This is a genomic window from Schleiferilactobacillus shenzhenensis LY-73 (assembly GCF_000469325.1).
GTDB classification, from domain to species: Bacteria; Bacillota; Bacilli; order Lactobacillales; family Lactobacillaceae; genus Schleiferilactobacillus; species Schleiferilactobacillus shenzhenensis.
The window spans coordinates 18,215-36,716 of sequence record NZ_KI271583.1; the positions used below are offsets into that span (position 1 = coordinate 18,215).

The 18,502-nt window shown below is 55.1% G+C and carries 31 protein-coding genes and 2 pseudogenes; 30 read left to right on the forward strand and 3 right to left on the reverse strand.

The window, feature by feature from the left end; all coding sequences use genetic code 11:
* Positions 1 to 159: 159 nt before the first annotated feature.
* The 3 genes from L248_RS02120 to L248_RS02130 all read left to right on the forward strand — a co-directional run bounded on the left by L248_RS02120 (position 160) and on the right by L248_RS02130 (position 3,475).
* Positions 160 to 453, forward strand: a complete 294-nt coding sequence (locus L248_RS02120; protein WP_022528402.1) for a hypothetical protein — start codon at positions 160 to 162, stop codon at positions 451 to 453.
* Between the two features lie 186 nt (positions 454 to 639).
* Entirely contained in the window at positions 640 to 2,532 is a 1,893-nt protein-coding gene (locus tag L248_RS02125; RefSeq protein WP_040534443.1) for a glycoside hydrolase family 2 TIM barrel-domain containing protein, read from the forward strand.
* Positions 2,513 to 3,475: a beta-galactosidase small subunit gene (locus tag L248_RS02130; protein WP_022528404.1), complete on the forward strand. Its 963-nt coding sequence runs from the start codon at positions 2,513 to 2,515 to the stop codon at positions 3,473 to 3,475. Before L248_RS02125 ends, L248_RS02130 begins: the two co-directional genes overlap by 20 nt.
* A gap of 86 nt (positions 3,476 to 3,561) precedes the next feature.
* On the opposite strand, the gene L248_RS02135 is transcribed toward L248_RS02130, so the two are convergent.
* From L248_RS02135 to L248_RS02145, 3 genes are all read right to left on the reverse strand, one after another.
* On the reverse strand, positions 3,562 to 3,855 hold the full coding sequence (locus tag L248_RS02135; RefSeq protein ID WP_040534445.1) for a hypothetical protein: 294 nt from the start codon (positions 3,853 to 3,855) through the stop codon (positions 3,562 to 3,564).
* 120 nt (positions 3,856 to 3,975) lie between these two features.
* Positions 3,976 to 4,539 carry a peroxiredoxin gene (locus tag L248_RS02140; protein ID WP_040534447.1) on the reverse strand — a complete coding sequence of 188 codons (564 nt, stop codon included), beginning with the start codon at positions 4,537 to 4,539 and terminating at the stop codon, positions 3,976 to 3,978.
* 120 nt (positions 4,540 to 4,659) lie between these two features.
* The gene (locus tag L248_RS02145; protein WP_022528407.1) at positions 4,660 to 5,046 is read right to left on the reverse strand and encodes a DUF1093 domain-containing protein; all 387 of its coding nucleotides are present in this window, start codon (positions 5,044 to 5,046) and stop codon (positions 4,660 to 4,662) included.
* Positions 5,047 to 5,239: 193 nt separating this feature from the next.
* On the opposite strand from L248_RS02145, the gene L248_RS02150 reads away from it, so the two are divergent.
* The 27 genes and pseudogenes from L248_RS02150 to rpsM all read left to right on the forward strand — a co-directional run bounded on the left by L248_RS02150 (position 5,240) and on the right by rpsM (position 18,494).
* Positions 5,240 to 5,866 (forward strand): MarR family winged helix-turn-helix transcriptional regulator, encoded by a 627-nt coding sequence (locus L248_RS02150; RefSeq protein WP_022528408.1) that lies wholly within the window; start codon positions 5,240 to 5,242, stop codon positions 5,864 to 5,866.
* Positions 5,867 to 6,258: 392 nt separating this feature from the next.
* Positions 6,259 to 6,567, forward strand: a complete 309-nt coding sequence (gene rpsJ, locus L248_RS02155) for a 30S ribosomal protein S10 (protein WP_022528409.1) — start codon at positions 6,259 to 6,261, stop codon at positions 6,565 to 6,567.
* A 31-nt stretch (positions 6,568 to 6,598) separates the two neighbouring features.
* Entirely contained in the window at positions 6,599 to 7,240 is a 642-nt protein-coding gene (gene rplC, locus L248_RS02160) for a 50S ribosomal protein L3 (RefSeq protein ID WP_022528410.1), read from the forward strand.
* 24 nt (positions 7,241 to 7,264) lie between these two features.
* The gene (gene rplD, locus L248_RS02165; RefSeq protein WP_022528411.1) at positions 7,265 to 7,888 is read left to right on the forward strand and encodes a 50S ribosomal protein L4; all 624 of its coding nucleotides are present in this window, start codon (positions 7,265 to 7,267) and stop codon (positions 7,886 to 7,888) included.
* The gene (gene rplW / locus L248_RS02170) at positions 7,888 to 8,172 is read left to right on the forward strand and encodes a 50S ribosomal protein L23 (RefSeq protein WP_040534451.1); all 285 of its coding nucleotides are present in this window, start codon (positions 7,888 to 7,890) and stop codon (positions 8,170 to 8,172) included. Before rplD ends, rplW begins: the two co-directional genes overlap by 1 nt.
* Positions 8,173 to 8,208: 36 nt before the next feature.
* Positions 8,209 to 9,045, forward strand: a complete 837-nt coding sequence (gene rplB / locus L248_RS02175; RefSeq protein WP_022528413.1) for a 50S ribosomal protein L2 — start codon at positions 8,209 to 8,211, stop codon at positions 9,043 to 9,045.
* A gap of 54 nt (positions 9,046 to 9,099) precedes the next feature.
* Positions 9,100 to 9,399, forward strand: coding sequence for a 30S ribosomal protein S19 (gene rpsS / locus L248_RS02180; protein WP_022528414.1), 300 nt, complete (start codon positions 9,100 to 9,102; stop codon positions 9,397 to 9,399).
* Between the two features lie 18 nt (positions 9,400 to 9,417).
* Entirely contained in the window at positions 9,418 to 9,771 is a 354-nt protein-coding gene (rplV, locus tag L248_RS02185) for a 50S ribosomal protein L22 (protein WP_040534452.1), read from the forward strand.
* Between the two features lie 15 nt (positions 9,772 to 9,786).
* Positions 9,787 to 10,422: pseudogene (gene rpsC / locus L248_RS02190) on the forward strand (30S ribosomal protein S3); the annotation flags it as partial.
* A gap of 102 nt (positions 10,423 to 10,524) precedes the next feature.
* The gene (gene rplP, locus L248_RS02195; RefSeq protein WP_040534454.1) at positions 10,525 to 10,959 is read left to right on the forward strand and encodes a 50S ribosomal protein L16; all 435 of its coding nucleotides are present in this window, start codon (positions 10,525 to 10,527) and stop codon (positions 10,957 to 10,959) included.
* Entirely contained in the window at positions 10,949 to 11,155 is a 207-nt protein-coding gene (gene rpmC, locus L248_RS02200) for a 50S ribosomal protein L29 (RefSeq protein WP_027829056.1), read from the forward strand. Before rplP ends, rpmC begins: the two co-directional genes overlap by 11 nt.
* A 20-nt stretch (positions 11,156 to 11,175) precedes the next feature.
* On the forward strand, positions 11,176 to 11,445 hold the full coding sequence (rpsQ, locus tag L248_RS02205; RefSeq protein WP_027829057.1) for a 30S ribosomal protein S17: 270 nt from the start codon (positions 11,176 to 11,178) through the stop codon (positions 11,443 to 11,445).
* 29 nt (positions 11,446 to 11,474) lie between these two features.
* Positions 11,475 to 11,843, forward strand: a complete 369-nt coding sequence (rplN, locus tag L248_RS02210; RefSeq protein ID WP_022528420.1) for a 50S ribosomal protein L14 — start codon at positions 11,475 to 11,477, stop codon at positions 11,841 to 11,843.
* Between the two features lie 35 nt (positions 11,844 to 11,878).
* A pseudogene (rplX, locus tag L248_RS02215) lies at positions 11,879 to 12,181 on the forward strand (50S ribosomal protein L24); the annotation flags it as partial.
* 95 nt (positions 12,182 to 12,276) lie between these two features.
* Positions 12,277 to 12,819, forward strand: a complete 543-nt coding sequence (gene rplE, locus L248_RS02220) for a 50S ribosomal protein L5 (RefSeq protein WP_022528422.1) — start codon at positions 12,277 to 12,279, stop codon at positions 12,817 to 12,819.
* Between the two features lie 11 nt (positions 12,820 to 12,830).
* The gene (locus L248_RS15530) at positions 12,831 to 13,016 is read left to right on the forward strand and encodes a type Z 30S ribosomal protein S14 (RefSeq protein ID WP_081701176.1); all 186 of its coding nucleotides are present in this window, start codon (positions 12,831 to 12,833) and stop codon (positions 13,014 to 13,016) included.
* Between the two features lie 27 nt (positions 13,017 to 13,043).
* Positions 13,044 to 13,442: a 30S ribosomal protein S8 gene (gene rpsH / locus L248_RS02225; RefSeq protein WP_022528423.1), complete on the forward strand. Its 399-nt coding sequence runs from the start codon at positions 13,044 to 13,046 to the stop codon at positions 13,440 to 13,442.
* Positions 13,443 to 13,468: 26 nt separating this feature from the next.
* Positions 13,469 to 13,999, forward strand: coding sequence for a 50S ribosomal protein L6 (gene rplF / locus L248_RS02230; protein ID WP_022528424.1), 531 nt, complete (start codon positions 13,469 to 13,471; stop codon positions 13,997 to 13,999).
* Positions 14,000 to 14,064: 65 nt separating this feature from the next.
* Positions 14,065 to 14,430 carry a 50S ribosomal protein L18 gene (gene rplR, locus L248_RS02235; RefSeq protein WP_022528425.1) on the forward strand — a complete coding sequence of 122 codons (366 nt, stop codon included), beginning with the start codon at positions 14,065 to 14,067 and terminating at the stop codon, positions 14,428 to 14,430.
* 23 nt (positions 14,431 to 14,453) lie between these two features.
* A complete protein-coding gene (gene rpsE / locus L248_RS02240; protein ID WP_022528426.1) occupies positions 14,454 to 14,957 on the forward strand; it encodes a 30S ribosomal protein S5 in 504 nt (167 codons plus the stop codon).
* Between the two features lie 11 nt (positions 14,958 to 14,968).
* Positions 14,969 to 15,154: a 50S ribosomal protein L30 gene (rpmD, locus tag L248_RS02245; RefSeq protein WP_022528427.1), complete on the forward strand. Its 186-nt coding sequence runs from the start codon at positions 14,969 to 14,971 to the stop codon at positions 15,152 to 15,154.
* Positions 15,155 to 15,179: 25 nt separating this feature from the next.
* Positions 15,180 to 15,623, forward strand: coding sequence for a 50S ribosomal protein L15 (gene rplO, locus L248_RS02250; RefSeq protein WP_040534460.1), 444 nt, complete (start codon positions 15,180 to 15,182; stop codon positions 15,621 to 15,623).
* On the forward strand, positions 15,623 to 16,921 hold the full coding sequence (secY, locus tag L248_RS02255) for a preprotein translocase subunit SecY (protein WP_022528429.1): 1,299 nt from the start codon (positions 15,623 to 15,625) through the stop codon (positions 16,919 to 16,921). Before rplO ends, secY begins: the two co-directional genes overlap by 1 nt.
* 12 nt (positions 16,922 to 16,933) lie before the next feature.
* Complete coding sequence (locus L248_RS02260; protein ID WP_022528430.1) at positions 16,934 to 17,590, forward strand: adenylate kinase; 657 nt, start codon at positions 16,934 to 16,936, stop codon at positions 17,588 to 17,590.
* Positions 17,591 to 17,701: 111 nt separating this feature from the next.
* Positions 17,702 to 17,920 (forward strand): translation initiation factor IF-1, encoded by a 219-nt coding sequence (gene infA / locus L248_RS02265; RefSeq protein WP_022528431.1) that lies wholly within the window; start codon positions 17,702 to 17,704, stop codon positions 17,918 to 17,920.
* A 63-nt stretch (positions 17,921 to 17,983) separates the two neighbouring features.
* Entirely contained in the window at positions 17,984 to 18,100 is a 117-nt protein-coding gene (rpmJ, locus tag L248_RS15535; RefSeq protein WP_081674905.1) for a 50S ribosomal protein L36, read from the forward strand.
* Between the two features lie 28 nt (positions 18,101 to 18,128).
* The gene (gene rpsM, locus L248_RS02270; RefSeq protein ID WP_022528432.1) at positions 18,129 to 18,494 is read left to right on the forward strand and encodes a 30S ribosomal protein S13; all 366 of its coding nucleotides are present in this window, start codon (positions 18,129 to 18,131) and stop codon (positions 18,492 to 18,494) included.
* Positions 18,495 to 18,502: the final 8 nt, after the last annotated feature.

An 18,502-nucleotide genomic window follows, 5' to 3' on the forward strand; every position in this document is an offset into this window, starting at 1 on the left:
ACCCGTTTATGGCGTGTGGAGAAAAGCCCCGCACTTGGGCATTCTTGACTTAGGGTCCTTAGACTGTGTGGGGCTGCCCGCCGGAGCCCGTCTGGGGCTGGCTTGGGGTCCTTAGACCACGGTGGCCTGCTCGGTGGAACCCGTTTAGAGGAGCCCGATTTGTACTATCGCACAGAACACCATTACGCCATCGGTTTGCGGGGCTGGGATAAGAAAGGCGGGGAGACGATCATGGCACCGAGAATTCGCGTACCGCACCTGCTGCAGCATCTCATCAAGGGGGCGTTAACCGCCACGGTGATCCTGGCCGTGTGGATCGTACTGTATCTGCTGGATGCCGGGGAAGGCGATTCATCCCCGCTGGAATTGGCTGGGATGTGGACGTTCATTGTGATCAGCGCGCTACTGTGGCTGGCGGTATGGACCCTCATGATGCGGCGGCACCGCAAATGATTACTCAAAACAGGCAAGGATGACAAAACGCCGGAGTTTCCTCAGCCAATCTGTCGCCTTGCCTTTTTCATATTCAAATCCCCATACTTTTCTGGCCATTCACCCCTACTTTCTCCCCCCGGAAACAGCTTACACTAGGAGCATAAGGCCGTTTAGCGGTCAATGACATTGACGAGGTGAGAGATTGTGACACCTGATATTCGCTGGCTTGATGATCCCGAGACGTTTCGGGTAGGCGTGCTGCCCGCCCACAGTGACCATCGCTTCTACCAGCATTACCACGAGATCGCGGGGGAGCATTCCAGCTTGGCCCAAAGTCTCAACGGGACATGGCGCTTCCATTTTGCGCCCAACCCCCAAGCCCGGCTGCAGGATTTCTGGCAGGCTGATTACGACCTCAGCGGCTTCGACACCATCACCGTGCCGGAGCATGTTGAGATCGCGGGGTACGATAAGCTGCATTACATCAATACGATGTATCCCTGGGAGGGCCATCATTTCCGCCGGCCCGCCCACACCGTGGGGCAGGATACCAGCGGCACCGGCATGTTCAGCACCGCCCCGGACAATCCGGTGGGCCAGTATGCACTGGACTTCACGCTCGCGCCGGCCTTTGCCGGTAAGACGGTCACCGTGCAGTTCGCCGGTGTGGAAGAGGCCATGTATGTTTGGCTCAACGGCCACTTCTTAGGCTACGCAGAGGACAGTTTCACCCCTTCGGAATTCGACTTGACGCCATACTTGCACGCCGGCGCCAACCGGTTAGCTGTCGAGGTATTCAAGCGCAGTACGGCCGCTTACTTAGAAGACCAAGATATGTTCCGCTTCTTCGGCATCTTCCGCGACGTGACGCTGCTGGCCAAGCCGGCCACGCACATCGAGGACCTGCACATTCAGCCGACGCTGGCCGACGACTTGCAGAGCGGCGTGGTCAAACTGGACTTGACTTGCAGCCCAGTGGCTGCCGGGTCCACCGTGCGGGCCATCATCCGCGACGATGAGGGTGAGACCCTGATGGATACGACCCAGCCTGCCGCGGCAGCCCAGTCATTCACCAGCGACACCCTGGTCCATGTTCATCTTTGGGACCACCACCACCCCTATCTGTACCAGCTGTATCTGGAAGTGCATGATGCAGCTGGCCAACTGGTGGAACTGGTACCGTATCAATTCGGCTTCCGGACCATCACGATCGATGCGCAGAAAGTGATCCGCTTGAACGGAGAGCGCCTGATCATCAACGGCGTCAACCGCCACGAGTGGGACGATGAGCGGGGCCGGGCGGTCACGGCCGCCGACATGGATGAGGACATCCGCATCATGAAGACGCACCACATCAACGCGGTGCGGACCTGCCATTATCCCGACCACATTTCCTGGTACGACCGCTGCGATGTGAACGGCATTTACATGATGGCCGAGACGAACCTGGAATCCCATGGTACCTGGCAGAAAATGGGCGCCATTGAGCCGTCCTACAACGTCCCCGGCTCCGTGGCGGAATGGCGAGCGGCGGTTCTGGACCGGGCCCAGAATAACTACGAGACCTTCAAGAACCACACCGCCATCCTCTTCTGGTCCCTGGGCAACGAATCCTTCGCCGGCGACAACATTGCGGCGATGAACGCCTACTTTAAGAAAGTCGACCCGACGCGCCTCGTGCACTACGAAGGCGTCGTGAACGACCGCGAATACGAGGATCGTATTTCTGATGTTGAAAGCCGGATGTATGCCCATCCGGAAGACATCGTCAAGTACCTGGGCAATCACCCCAAGAAGCCGTTCCTGCTGTGCGAATACATGCACGACATGGGCAACTCGCTGGGCGGGATGAAGGCTTACACCGACCTCATTGACCGCTTCCCGCAATACGCGGGCGGCTTTATCTGGGATTTCATCGACCAAGCGATTGCGGTGACCGATCCGGTGACTGGGCAGAAAGTCCACCGCTACGGCGGCGACTTCGACGATCGGCCAGCGGACTATGAATTCTCCGGCGACGGCCTGCTCTTTGCGGACCGTACACCCAAACCAGCACTCCAGGAGGTGAGCTATTATTATGGCCGATACGACAAATAAAAAGTTGCGCGTCATTTACGGCGACGTCACGTTAGGCGTTCAAAGCGACCGGGTGCAATACATTTTCAATTACACCCGCAACGGCTTGGAATCCCTGGTGGTGGACGGTAAAGAATGGCTCTACCGGACGCCGCTGCCCACTTTCTGGCGGGCGACGACGGATAACGACCGGGGCAACGGCTTTTCTCAAAAATCCGTGCAGTGGCTAGGCGCCGATATGTTCATGAAAGCGGCGGGGGCCACGGTGAAAATTGACGGCGAGCCGATCGACTTGCCCATCGCGCCGGGAAACAACCAGTATTCGGATCACGAATACGCCGATAGTGTGGCGGTGACCGTTCATTTCACGACGGCCACGATTCCCACCACGGCGGTCCAGGTGGAGTACCGCATTGCGGCAGACGGCACCTTGACGATGCACGTCCACTATACCGGCAACGCCAATCTGCCGGATCTGCCGGTCTTCGGGCTGCGCCTGATCATGCCCACCAAGGCCGTGCGCTATACCTATCAGGGCCTGTCCGGCGAGACATATCCCGACCGGATGGCCGGCGGCGTTCCCGGAACGTATACCATCCAAGGGCTGCCGGTAACGCCGTACCTGGTACCGCAGGATAACGGCGTGCACATGGCCACCGACTGGGTCGAGGTCGTCCGCGCGACGACCCAGGACAACACCCAGCTGACCCCCGGGGAGTTCGGCTTGCGCATCAGCAGTGTGGACGCACCGTTCGCTTTCTCCTGCCTGCCGTACACGGCAGAGGAGCTGGAGAACGCCACCCACATCGAGGAATTGCCGCCCGCGCGGCGCACCGTGCTGAGTATTCTCGGGGCCGTTCGCGGTGTCGGCGGAATCGACAGCTGGGGCGCAGATGTGGACAAGCCGTACCATATTCCGGCCGGTGAAGACATCGACTTCAGCTTTAAGGTCGCCCCGTTGTAATCGATTGAAGGCAGAAAAAAAGCAGGTTCCGCCAGCGCGTCAAACGCGCCGGGGACCTGCTTTTTTTGCTTGGCCGGGGCACAGGATTAACTCTTCCTCGCCAGACGCTTCATCGTCCGCCAACTGGTCGCCGCTAAGTAAACGTAGATTCCAATCCAAAGCAGTGTGACGACGATCTGGCCGGTGGTATTAATACCCTCGAACAGGTTCGGTGCGGCCATCACACCGAAGAGGATGAACATCACTGCGCGGAGCAGGCACTGGACGACGAATTCCCGTGGGTGGCGGGGAATGCTGTAAAGTAAGCGGGCAGTGCGCCGGCGGTCGAACATGACCCAGAACCCGAAGATGACCAGCAGAATGAGGGCGCCGTATTGCATGATGAATTTCTCCTTTGTTGAGCCCAAGACCTGTCTGCCTCTATTGTAAGGCAGACGGGCCAACAAGCGGTGCCAGCGGCTTGGACCAGGGGGCAGACGGCCTTTTCTCCCTTAGCCGGCTTAAATCTTACCGACCAGATCAGCACCCGGCTTCAATGTCTTGTCGCCGGGCTGCCAATTCGCCGGGCAAACCTGGTCGCCGTGGGCGGCGACGAACTGGGCCGCTTCCAGTGTACGCAGGCATTCGGCGGCGTTACGGCCGATGCCCATGTTATTGATGGTGTAGGACTGAATCTGGCCCTTGGGATCGATAATGAAGGTCCCGCGGAAGGCCTGGCCGCTGGCCTTGTCGTAGACGTCTAAGGCGTGGGCGAGGGTACCGGCGGGGTCGGCCAGCATCGGGAACTGGATATCCTTAATGGTGGGACTTTGCTGGTGCCAGGACATGTGCACGAACTCGGAGTCTTCCGAGACTGAGTAGACCTCAGCATCGTGACTGACGAAGTCTTGGTAATGCTTTTGCATATCACCCAGCTCGGTGGGGCAGACGAACGAATAGTCTGCGGGATAGAACATCAAGACGGCCCACTTGCCCAGCATGTCGGAGCGGCTGACATCGTGGAAGCCCTCGTTTTGGTAGGCCTTAACGGTGAAGTCCGGTAACGTTTGACCAATTAAACTCATGATCATTCCTCCAATTTAGAATCATTATTGAGTCACCATCAGCGTAGTCCCTTGCTAATTCTTTGGCAAGACGAAAAAAACCGTCACCGGTAAGACCGGGACGGCAGGGAACGCTTGGGTTTACTTCAATGCATCTTTGATTTTTTGCGGGACCTTGCTGGCCGCGATAGGCGACGGGCCATCCACAATCCGTTTTTCGGAGACCTTGCCGATGTAGTAACTGTTGTTCACCAGCGGGGTGGGGTTGATCCGGCTGATCTCGAAGGGCACGGTCACCTTGGAGCCGTCTTCCCGAATGAAGGTCAAACTGTAGTCATAAGAGTACAGCTGCTGGCCATTGTCAGAAACCTTGGCCCCGGTACTGTCCACCGTCGGTTTTTTTTCTGGGGTGGCAGTCACGTAAGTGTACGCTGTTTTACCATTATATGTACTGTCCCAATAGCGATAACCGACGACGCCGACGACGAGCAGCGCGGCGAGTGCGATGATACCGAGAATCTTTTTCATTTTAGAATCCCTCCGTTTGTCTGATTGAATACAGTATACTCGGTCGACGGTGAGAAGGAACGAACGGATTTGTAAGGGAGAAAGGCAGGTACCTAAATAGTTTGACAAGGGAAGAGACCGGGTGTATCATCATCAATAAGTTAGGTACCTCATATTAAGCTGCCTAACAATAAATTCAAGGAGACGATATTGAATGACTGACCAAACGCAAGATTTGTTCCGCGCCTTCCGCCGCTTCGGCCAACTGAGCCGGCGCCTCGCCTGGCAGCAGCCCCAGCCGCCGCACCATCATGGCCAAGCCCGCATCCTGCGGGTCATCGCGAATGAAGACGAGCCCAACTCCGCCCGTCTCGCCGAGATCCTCGACATCCGGCCGTCCTCAGTTTCTGAATTATTGAAGAAACTGGAAGACGCCGGCCTGATCACCCGGGAACCCGACCCGGATGACAAGCGGGCTAGCAAGATCCACATGACACCAGCGGGGGAGGCGAAGCTGAAGGAAGCGGAGCAGGCCCAGACCGACTTCGCAGACAAGGCCTTCAGCGGCCTCAGCGACGAGGAGCAGCAGCAGCTGCTGGCTTTGCTCACGAAGACCGACGATGCCTTGGCTGGCCAAGTGAAGGATACCCCGGACTTCCCGGACGATCCCCGCTTCGGCGGTCGCGGTATGCACCATCACGGCCCCTGGGGCGATGGTATGCAACACCATGGCCCCCACGGCTTCGGCCGCGGCGAAGGCTTCCCCGGCCGGCCCGAATTCGGCGAACGCCACATCCACGGCTTCGGCGAACAACCGGACGACGACGAGGATGAAGACTAATATAGGGTGAAAGGCACTGCTGACCGGTCCCAAGCAGTAATTGGTCCCGGTCCGTGGTAAGATAGAGAGCATCGCACTCGCAAGAGGGGCGCTGCTCTCTTTTTTTCTGATGATGGAAGGGGCGCGTTACGGGGATGGGGCGATCGCCATAAACGGGCTCCGCCCTCTTTTTTTCTGCAAACCACGATTACGCCTTGTAATCTCAGCCCCCATCTTGTAGAATATCAAAGGTGCTGTTTTTTCAGAGGGATTAATATACCCCTGAGAGGAAACAGAACCAAGTAGCGCAGACGCAGGAGGTTGCGACACGCCCGGGTGCTTTGCCACGGGCCAGGCCGGGAATTCTTGCTGAGCTAGTCTACTTTGCGAAAATAGACGAAGGAGGTCACACCATGGCAAAACAAAAGATTCGTATTCGTTTGAAGGCCTACGAGCACCGGACCTTGGACCAGGCTGCTGATAAGATCGTGCAAACCGCACAACGTACCGGCGCCCAGATTTCTGGTCCGATCCCGCTGCCCACCGAACGCTCCCTGTATACGGTGATCCGTTCACCCCATAAGTACAAGGATTCGCGTGAACAATTCGAAATGCGGACGCACAAGCGCCTGATCGACATTATCGATCCGACACCCAAGACCGTGGATTCACTGATGAAGTTGGATCTGCCCAGCGGCGTCGACATCGAGATCAAGCTGTAATTCATAAATCAAATTTATTGGAGGTGTACTCATGGCCAGAAAAGGTATCTTAGGAACAAAAGTGGGAATGACTCAAGTCTTTACCAAGAACGGCGAGCTGATTCCGGTGACTGTCATTAAGGCAGACCCGAACGTGGTCTTACAAGTGAAGACCCCGGAAACAGACGGCTACGAAGCTGTCCAACTCGGCTACGACGATCTGCGTAAAGTATTGAGTACCAAACCTGCGCAAGGTCATGCAGCAAAAGCTAACACGACGCCTAAGCGCTACATTCGGGAAATTCGCGATGTTGCGCTGGACGATTACAAAGTTGGTGCGACAGTTACTGTCGACGAATTTCAGGCTGGGGACATCGTTGATGTTACCGGTCGTTCCAAAGGCCATGGTTTCCAAGGTAACATTAAAAAGAACGGCCAGTCCCGCGGTCCTGAGACCCACGGTTCCCGTTACCACCGTGTACCAGGTTCAATGGGTTCCATCATCAACCGGGTCTTCAAGAACAAGGCATTGCCTGGCCGGATGGGCAACCACAAGGTAACCATGCAAAACCTTGAAGTGGTGTCCACTGATACGGAAAACAACGTGATTTTGATCCGGGGGAACGTCCCTGGGGCAAACAAATCATTAGTAACGATTCGTTCGACCGTTAAACACGGCAAGCTTAAGAAATAACAAATCAGAAAGGAGGAGCACTAAATGGCAGACGTCACATTATACAAGCAAGACGGCAGTGAAAACGGCACGATCACGTTGAACGATGCGATCTTCGGTATTGAACCGAACGACAGCGTCATCTTCGATGCAGTGATCATGCAGCGCGCTGGTCAGCGTCACGGCACCCATGCAGTCCTTAACCGGTCCGCAGTTCGGGGCGGCGGTCGCAAGCCCTGGAAGCAAAAGGGTACTGGCCGGGCTCGTCAAGGGTCGATCCGGGCACCGCAATGGCGCGGTGGTGGTATCGTCTTTGGCCCGACACAGCGGTCTTACGCTTACAAGTTACCGAAGAAAGCCCGCCGCTTGGCAATCAAGTCCGCGCTTTCGCAAAAGGTCATTGACGGCGATTTGATCGTTGTCGATACCCTGAAGTTCGACAGCCCCAAGACGAAGGAATTCGCCAGCGTCCTGAAGAACCTGAAGGTCGACAGCAAGGCATTGATTGCCTTGGAAGCCGGCAATGAACAAGCTGCTTTGTCCGCCCGCAACCTGGCCAACGTTACTGTTGTTCCGGCCACCGGCGTGAACGTCTTAGACGTTGTGAACAGCGATAAGCTGATCTTGACCCAAGCAGCGCTTTCCAAGATTGAGGAGGTGCTCGCATAATGGCAGCTCGAGATATTATCTTACGCCCCGTTGTCACCGAACAATCCATGGCGCTCATGGATGACAAGAAGTACACGTTCGATGTCGCGATTGGCGCCAACAAGATTGCTGTGAAGCACGCCGTTGAAGAAATCTTCGGTGTCCACGTCAAGTCAGTCAACATTGCCAACATCAAGCCCAAGAAGAAGCGGGTCGGTCAGTACATGGGCCGGACCAAGAAGCGGCGCAAGGCAATCGTGACATTGACCGCCGACAGCAAAGAAATCAAACTGTTCGAAGAATAATCCTTACACATTTTGAATAACTAGGAGGGGAATCGCGTGGCCATTATTAAGTATAAACCGACGACCAACGGCCGCCGGAATATGACCGGTTCCGACTTCGCTGAAATCACTAAGACGACGCCGGAGAAGAGCCTGCTGGAAAGCAAGAGCAAGACGGCAGGCCGCAACGCTCATGGGCACATCACCGTGCGCCATAAGGGCGGCGGCAACAAGCGCAAGTACCGCGTCATCGATTTTAAGCGGAATAGCAAAGACGGTGTGAAGGCAACGGTCAAGGCAATCGAATACGATCCTAACCGTACCGCTAACATCGCATTGCTGGGTTACGAAGACGGCACCAAGGCTTACATCATTGCACCTAAGGGCCTGAAGGTCGGGGCAACGGTTGAATCCGGTGCCCAAGTCGACATCCAGATCGGTAACGCCATGGAGTTGGGCAACATCCCTGATGGGACGACCATCCATAACGTTGAGTTGAAGCCTGGCAAGGGCGGCCAATTGGCACGTTCCGCTGGTGCTTCTGCGACGATCTTAGGTAACGAAGGCAAGTACACGCTGGTTCGGTTGAGCTCCGGTGAAGTCCGGATGATCATCTCGACCGCCCGTGCTTCCATCGGTTCCGTCGGTAACGAACAGCACGAATTGATCAGCATCGGTAAAGCCGGCCGCAAGCGCTGGATGGGCGTTCGCCCGACGGTCCGCGGCTCGGTTATGAACCCGAACGATCACCCGCATGGTGGTGGTGAAGGGAAAGCACCGATCGGTCATCCGTCACCGATGTCACCGTGGGGCAAGAAGACGCTGGGTAAGAAGACCCGGAATACGCGTGCCCGCAGTGAAAAGCTCATCGTTCGTCACCGCAAGGGCAAATAAGCATGACGCTTATGCCCCTTGCCATTACACTTTACGCATAAGGGAGGTTTACGAATGGGTCGCAGTTTGAAAAAAGGACCGTTCGCCGATCAGTCATTACTGAAAAAGATCGAAGCCCAAGAGGGCCACGATAAGAAGACAGTAATTAAGACTTGGTCTCGCCGGTCCACAATTTTCCCAAGTTTCGTTGGTAACACGATTGCCGTTTATGATGGTCGGAAGCATGTCCCGGTGTACATCCAGGAAGACATGGTCGGCCACAAGTTAGGCGAATTCGTACCGACCCGGACATTCCATGGTCACGGTACCGACGACAAAAAGACAGCCCCTGCAGCTCGTCCTGCAGCACGCTAGTAAGGGAGGAAAGAACTCATGGCTGAAACAATTACCTCAGCAACCGCGATTGCGCGGACAGTCCGCATCGCTCCCCGAAAGGCGCGTCTCGTGATCGATTTGATTCGGGGCCGCAGCGTTGCGGAGGCGCTGGCAATTTTACAATTTACGCCCCGCGCCGGCAGCCCGATCATCACGAAAGTGTTGAAGTCGGCTGTTGCAAATGCTGAACACAACTATGACTTAGAAGCGCAAAACCTGTATGTCTCTGATGCTTTTGTCAACGAAGGCCCAACCCTCAAGCGGTTCCGTCCTCGGGCCAAAGGCTCCGCGTCTGCCATCAACAAGCGGACGAGCCATATTACGGTCACCGTTTCTGAAAAAGAAGAATAAAGGAGGGAATTACGAGTGGGTCAAAAAATTAATCCGATCGGCTTCCGGGTCGGTGTCATCCGCGATTGGGATGCACGCTGGTATGCCGAACGTAAAGACTTCGCCGACAATCTGCACGAAGACTTGGAGATCCGTAACTACATCGCCAAACGATTAGTTGACGCCTCCGTTTCCCGCGTGGAAATCGAGCGGGCCGCTAACCGGGTCAACGTTTCCATTCACACTGCGAAGCCGGGTATGGTGATCGGCAAGGGCGGCGCTGAAGTGGAGAACTTGCGCAAAGAGTTGAATAACTTGACCGGCAAGCGCGTCCACATCAACATCGTGGAAATCAAGAAGCCTGATTTGGACGCTCATCTGGTTGGCGATTCTGTCGCTAAGCAGCTGGAAGCCCGGATTGCCTTCCGTCGTGCCCAGCGCCAAGCCGTTCAACGGACGATGCGCGCTGGTGCCGAAGGGGTCAAGATCCTCGTTTCTGGCCGTCTGAACGGTGCCGATATTGCCCGTAAGGAAATGCAGCACCAAGGTTCCGTGCCGCTGCACACCCTGCGTGCCGACATCGACTACTCATGGGACGAAGCCCACACCACTTACGGTAAGTTGGGTATCAAGACTTGGATCTACCGCGGTGAAGTACTGCCTGGCCAAAAGCCGGTGGCAGACGACGCTGGTCCCAGTCAGAACCAGCAACGGCGCAATGACCGTCCGCAACGGCCGCGTCGGAACAACAACAGCAGAGGAGGGAAATAATCCATGTTAGTGCCTAAGCGTGTTAAGCACCGTCGTGAATTCCGTGGTAAAATGCGGGGCGCTGCCAAAGGCGGCAAGACGGTGGAATTCGGCGACTTTGGTTTGGAAGCACTCCAATCACACTGGATTACCAACCGTCAGATCGAAGCAGCCCGTATCGCCATGACGCGTTACACCAAGCGTGGCGGTAAGGTCTACATCCGTATTTTCCCTCATAAGTCATACACAGCCAAAGGTGTCGGCGTCCGGATGGGTTCCGGGAAAGGCGCACCGGCTGGCTGGGTATCACCCGTTAAGCGCGAAAAGATCATGTTTGAGATCGGCGGGGTTTCGGAAGAAGCCGCGAAGGAAGCATTACGTTTGGCTTCCAACAAGCTGCCCATCAAGACCAAGATCGTTAAGCGGCAGGAAGTAGGTGGCGAATCTAATGAAGGCTAAAGATTTCACAAAAGAATTACGTGGTTTGTCCACTGACGAAATGCTGAAGCGTGAGCAACAGTACAAGGAAGAGCTTTTTAACCTCCGTTTCCAACAGGCGACTGGCCAGTTGCAAAACACTGCACGCTTGTCTGTCGTTCGCAAGAGCATTGCCCGGATCAAGACTGTCTTGCGCGAGCAAGCGGCGAATAAGTAATCGGAAGGGAGAAAGTTAACTTGAGCGAAGCAACTACTGAACGTAACCACCGTCACGTTTATCAAGGCCGTGTCGTAGCTGACAAGGGCGATAAGACGATCACGGTCGTTGTGCAAACGTACAAGACGCATCCCGTGTACAAGAAACGGGTCAAGTATTCCAAGAAGTACTATGCCCACGATGAGAAGAACGAAGCTAAAGTCGGCGATCTGGTACGGATCATGGAAACACGTCCGTTGTCTAAGACCAAGCGCTTCCGGTTACTCGACATTGTGGAGCAATCGAAGTAACGCCCGTCTGACGAAAGGAGGAAATACAAGTGATTCAACAAGAAACTCGGTTGAACGTCGCCGATAACTCCGGTGCCCGGCAGATTTTGACCATCAAGGTCTTGGGCGGTTCGAACCGTAAGACAGCCAACATCGGCGACGTTATCGTTGCCACTGTGAAACAGGCTACACCCGGTGGCGTTGTCAAGAAGGGTGACGTCGTGAAGGCGGTCATCGTCCGGACGGTATCCGGTGCGCGGCGTGCGGACGGCTCCTACATTCGTTTCGACGAGAATGCAGCGGTCCTGATCAATGCGGACAAGAGCCCGCGGGGAACCCGTATCTTTGGCCCCGTTGCGCGGGAATTGCGTGAACACGACTTCATGAAGATCGTGTCCTTAGCGCCGGAAGTACTTTAATTCCACCAATTCCACAACAGCAAGGAGGCTAAAACATGTTTGTAAAAACCGGTGATAAAGTCCGGGTCATTGCAGGCAAGGACAAGGGTAAGGAAGGTACTGTCACCAAAGTACTGCCCAAGCGTAACCGTGTCATTGTCGAGGGTGTGAACAAGGTTAAGAAGCACACCAAGCCGACCCAGGCTCAACCCCAAGGCTCTGTTCAAGACGTTGAAGCAGCGATCCACGCTTCGAACGTCCAAGTCCTGGACCCCAAGGATAACCAGCCTACGCGCGTCGGCTACAAAGAAGTCGACGGCAAGAAAGTACGTTATGCCAAGAAGTCCGGCCAAGCCATCGAATATGTCGCCCCTGTCGCAGCGTCTGACAAAAAAGACGACGCCGACAGCGACGACAAGAAGTAAACTGCCAGCGAAAGGAGGACTACACCTAAATGGCTAATCGTTTAAAAGAACGTTACGTTAAAGAAATCACCCCGTCTCTGATGGAGAAGTTCCACTACACCTCCGTGATGCAGACGCCAAAAATTGCCAAGATCGTGCTCAACATGGGTGTCGGCGACGCTGTCTCCAACGCCAAGAACCTGGACAACGCCGTTGACGAACTGCGTCTGATCGCTGGTCAGCAGCCGCTGATCACAAAGGCTAAGAAGTCCATTGCGACATTCCGTCTGCGTGAAGGCATGTCCATTGGGGCCAAGGTCACACTGCGGGGCGACCGCATGTATGACTTCCTGGACAAACTGATCAACGTTTCTCTCCCTCGGGTTCGTGACTTCCGGGGCGTTAGCAAGAATTCCTTCGACGGCCGGGGCAACTACACCCTGGGTATCAAGGAACAGCTGATTTTCCCTGAAATCGACTATGACAAGGTTGACCGTGTCCGCGGTTTGGACGTTGTTATTGTCACCACTGCGAAGACCGATGAAGAAGCGCGGGAATTGCTGACCCAAGTCGGCATGCCCTTCAGCAAGTAAGGAGGAGCACTTTGGCTAAGAAATCTTTGATCGTCAAAAACGAGCGGCCTGCCAAGTTCAGCTCGCAGGCCTACACTCGCTGCCAGCGTTGTGGTCGGCCACACTCTGTTTACCGTAAGTTCAAGCTCTGCCGGATCTGCTTGCGTGAACTGGCGCATGAAGGTCAGATTCCCGGCATGCACAAGGCTAGCTGGTAATTCCAGTCAGAAGGAGGTTAAAACCACATGACCATGACTGATCCGATCGCAGACTACCTGACCCGGATTCGTAACGCCAATATGGTGCGTCATGAATCTTTGGAGGTACCTGCATCCAAAATGAAAAAAGATATGAGCGAGATCTTGAAGCGCGAAGGCTTCATCCGCGATTACGAAGTCATCGACGACGACAAGCAAGGCATCATCCGCATCTTCCTGAAGTACGGGAAGAACAACGAGCGCGTTATTTCCGGTTTGAAGCGTATTTCTAAACCTGGTTTGCGCAGCTACGTGAAGTCCGGTGACGTGCCGAAGGTCCTGAACGGCCTGGGCATCGCTATCATTTCCACGTCCCAGGGTGTCATCACGGACAAGGAAGCACGCGCCAAAGACGTCGGCGGCGAAGTTATCGCCTACGTTTGGTAATTCATTTCTAGAGGAGGTGCAACACAGTGAGTCGTATTGGTTATAAAGCCATTCCGGTCCCGGCCGGCGTCACCGTTACTGTAAACGGTGACCAATTGACCGTTAAGGGGCCCAAAGGTGAGATGACCCGGACATTCGATCCGGCCATCACCATCAAGCAAGAAGACAACGAGATCCATCTGGACCGTCCGAATGATAGCTTGAAGGCAATCCACGGCACGACCCGGGCGAACCTGAACAACATGGTCGTCGGCGTCACCGAAGGATACACCAAGAAGCTGCAATTGGTTGGGGTCGGCTACCGGGCCCAATTGAAGGGTGACACGTTGACATTGAACGTCGGCTACTCCCACCCGGTCGAGATGCACGCCCCCAAGGGTGTGACCATCGAAGTCCCTTCCAACACTGAGATCAACTTGAGCGGTATTTCTAAGCAAGTCGTTGGTGCCTTCGCTGCCACGATTCGTGAGGTACGCCCGCCTGAACCTTATAAGGGTAAAGGGATCCGTTACGTTGACGAATATGTTCGGCGTAAGGAAGGTAAGACTGGTAAGTAATCCTTACCAGTGGTTCTTGCAACTTAGCCGTGCGCTGTGCGTACGGCGTCAATCAATCGTATGAGGTGAACATTGTGATTTCTAAACCAGATAAAAACAAGACGCGGCAACGGCGTCATGCACGTGTCCGCGGCAAGCTTTCTGGTACTGCTGAGCGCCCACGTCTGAACATTTTCCGTTCGAATCAACACATCTACGCGCAAGTAATTGATGACGTAGCGGGTGTTACGCTCGCAAGTGCCTCAACCATCGAGTCTGACCTGGCCCAAGGGACCAAGACGGAACAAGCCGCCAAAGTTGGCGCAGCTGTTGCCAAGCGCGCAGCAGACAAGGGTATCGAAGAAGTCGTTTTTGATCGCGGCGGTTACTTGTATCATGGCCGGGTAGAAGCCCTGGCTGACGCTGCCCGTGAAAACGGCTTGAAATTCTAATAAAAAGGGAGGCAAATACTTTTATGGCAGTTATCGATCCGAGTCATTTAGATCTGGAAGACAACGTGGTATCGATCAACCGGGTCACTAAGGTTGTCAAAGGCGGCCGGCGTCTGCGGTTCGCCGCTCTGGTCATCGTTGGCGACCACGAAGGTCACGTCGGTTTCGGCACGGGTAAAGCACAAGAAGTACCCGAAGCGATCCGCAAGGCCGTCGAAGACGCTAAGAAGAACTTGGTTGAGTTGCCCATCGTTGGGACAACCATTCCCCACCAGGTCATCGGTCACTACGGTTCCGGCCGCATCCTCTTGAAGCCGGCCGTTGCCGGGTCCGGGATTGCTTCCGGCGGTGCCGTTCGTTCAATCATGGAACTTGGCGGTATCGGTGATATCACCAGCAAGTCCCTGGGTTCGAACACGCCCATCAACGTTATCCGCGCCACCTTCGACGGGATCGCTCAAATGAAGACCGCCGCTGAGCTGGCCGATCTTCGGGGCATCTCCGTTGATCAACTCACTGCTGAATAGGAGGCATCACCGTGGCACAATTGAAAATTACGTTAATTCGTTCCGTTGCCCACCGGATCCCCGAACAGCGCTTAGTTGTTAAGGAATTGGGTCTGGGCCGGGTCAGCAGTACTGTGACGTTGCCGGACAATGCCGCAACGCGCGGTGCGCTGACAAAGATCGCCCACTTGATCGACGTGAAAGTCGTCGAGGACTAAGTAAAAGCAAAAGGAGGTGCACGATTTGAAGTTACACGAATTGAAACCCAGCACCGGTGCGCGTCATGCCCGTAAGCGGGTCGGCCGCGGCACTAGTTCCGGTTATGGTAAGACAGCTGGTAAAGGGACCAAGGGTCAATTGGCTCGCCAAGGCGGGAAGACTCGTTTAGGTTTTGAAGGTGGCCAGATGCCTTTGTTCCGGCGCATGCCGAAACGCGGCTTCAACAACGTTAACCGTAAGGAATACGCTGTGATCAACCTGCAAGACCTGAACCGGTTCCAAGACGGTACTGAGATTACACCGGCATTGCTGGTTGAGTCCGGTGTCGTGAAGAAAGAATTATCCGGAATCAAATTGTTGGCGAAAGGCGAACTGACAACCAAGGATCTCAAGATCCAAGTCAACAAGTTCTCACCGGCCGCCAAAGATGCTGTCGAAGCAGCAGGCGGTTCTGTTGAGGTGATTTAATGTTTGCTACTATTCGAAATGCTTTCAAGGTCAAGGAGATTCGGAACAAGATCTTCTTCACCCTGGGCATTTTCATCGTGTATCGACTGGGCGCACAAATTGCGGTGCCGGGGATCGATGCAGCAAGTTTGACCAAGATTTCTCAAACGGGTCTGATCCCGTTACTGGATACCGTCTCCGGTGGGGGATTGGCCAACTACTCCATCTTCTCCATGGGGGTCTCACCCTACATCACGGCGCAAATTGTTGTCCAGCTGCTGCAGATGGATATCATTCCGAAGTTCGTGGAATGGAGCAAACAGGGTGAAGTGGGTCGGCGCAAGCTGAACCAAGTGACCCGTTACCTGACGATCGTCCTGGGCTTCTTACAGTCCATCGGGATTACTGCCGGCTTCAACGCCCTCAGTCAATACCACTTGGTGACGACTCCTGGTTGGACCACGTACATCACCATTGGGGTCATCCTCACTGGTGGGACCATGCTGCTGACTTGGCTGGGTGAGCAGATCACCGACAAAGGGATCGGCAATGGGATTTCCATGCTGATCTTCGCCGGGATCATTGCCCGCCTGCCCAACGGGATCTATCAACTGATTTCGCAGCAGATCGTCAACCAAGAATCCGGCAATATCATTACTGGGATCATCGTGTTGGCCCTGATTGCGCTCGCTGTATTGCTCATCACTCAGCTGACGACTTTCATGCAGCAAGCCAACCGGAAGATTCCGATTCGTTACACCCGCCGGGCTGTCGGCGGCGGCAGCGAGAGCTACCTGCCGTTGAAGGTCAACGTCGCGGGCGTGATTCCCGTCATCTTCGCCAGTTCGTTCATCGTGACCCCCCAGACCATCTTGATGGTCTTCCAGGCCAAGTATTCGGACACTGGCTGGTACCAGACCCTGAGCAACATCTTCAGTATGCAGACGACCACTGGGGCATTGATTTATACCCTCTTGATCGTACTGTTCACTTTCTTCTATGCCTTCGTTCAAGTCAATCCGCAGAAGGTCTCCGAGAACCTGCAGAAACAGGGGAGCTACATCCCCAGTGTCTGGCCGGGGAAGAGCACTGAGAAATACCTATCCGGTGTTTTGATGCGCTTATCCACCGTCGGCGCGCTGTTCCTGGGGGTCATTGCCCTGCTGCCGCAATTGGCTGCGAATATCTGGGACCTGCCCCAATCCATTGGGTTAGGCGGGACCAGCTTGCTGATCGTCGTCGGGGTCGCCCTGGAGACGGCCCGTCAACTCGACGGTTTGCTGATGAAGCGCAAGTACGTTGGATTTATCCGGGAATAGGAGACGAGCGACATGAATTTGATGTTAATGGGACTGCCCGGTGCTGGTAAGGGCACCCAGGCAGAAAAGATTGAGGACGAGTACCCCATCGTCCACATTTCTACCGGTGACATGTTCCGCGAAGCCATGGCCAATGAGACCCCCGTGGGCCTGCAAGCCAAGGCGTACATGGACAAAGGCGACCTGGTGCCGGATTCCGTCACCAACGCGCTGGTCAAGGAACGCTTGAGCCGGTCCGACGTCGACAAAGGGTACATGCTGGACGGTTATCCGCGGAACATCGACCAGGCGCACGCCTTGGACGAGATCACTGCGGAACTGAACAAGCCGCTGGATGCCGTCATCGACATTCAGGTTGCACCTGAGAAGCTGATGAAGCGGCTGTCCGGCCGCATCATCTGCAAGAACTGCGGCGCGACCTACAACAAGTTCTTCAACCCGCCGAAGGTTGAGGGCACGTGTGACCGGTGCGGTCACCACGAGTTCTACCAACGGGACGACGACAAGCCCGAGACCGTTAAGAACCGGCTCGACGTGAACATTAAGATGAACACGCCGCTGCTGGCTTTCTATGAAAAGAAGGGCATCCTGCACCGCGTCAATGGCGATCAAGACATTGACAAAGTATTTGCAGAGGTGCAGCACGTTCTCCAAGCCTTTACGCACTGACCTGACGCCAGTTGGCAATCATTGCCGGCTGTGGTAAACTAGGTCAGTATGTTGTGTGGGGGTAGCTCGCACATTTTTTTGCGTATGTAGATAATTGAGGAGGAAGCCTTCTTGGCCAAAGACGATGTCATTGAAGTCGAGGGTAAAGTAGTCGATACGTTGCCCAACGCGATGTTTAAAGTAGAACTGGAGAATGGCGCCACAGTGCTGGCCCACGTTTCCGGTAAGATCCGGATGCACTACATCCGCATCCTGCCCGGGGACCGGGTCACCGTGGAGCTGTCTCCCTATGATCTGACCAAGGGTCGGATCACGTACCGTTTCAAGTAACTCAGGGGGGACTGGGCAACCGGTCCGTTCGAGTGAGTAACACACAAAGGAGGAAAACGTCTTATGAAAGTACGTCCGTCTGTTAAACCGATGTGTGAACACTGCAAGGTTATCAAGCGCAAGGGCCGTGTCTGCATCATCTGCTCTGCCAACCCGAAACACAAGCAGCGTCAAGGTTAATCACAACAACACTATGGAGGTGAACTAAATGGCTCGTATCGCAGGTGTAGATTTACCCCGTGATAAGCACATCGTCATTGCCCTGACCTATATCTTTGGGATCGGCAATACCACTGCAAAGAAGATTCTGGACCAAGCCGGTGTCCCTGAAGACACCCACGTTCGCGATTTGACTCCCGATCAAGAAGAGAAGATTCGTGCCGTCGTGGAGACTATCCGGGTCGAAGGTGACCTTCGCCGGGTCGTTTCGATGAACATCAAGCGGCTGCAAGAAATCGGTTCTTACCGTGGCATGCGTCACCGTCGGGGTCTGCCCGTCCGTGGCCAGAACACAAAGAACAACGCCCGTACGCGTAAAGGTCCTAAGACCTCGATCGCTGGACGTAAAAAGTAAAAAGGGAG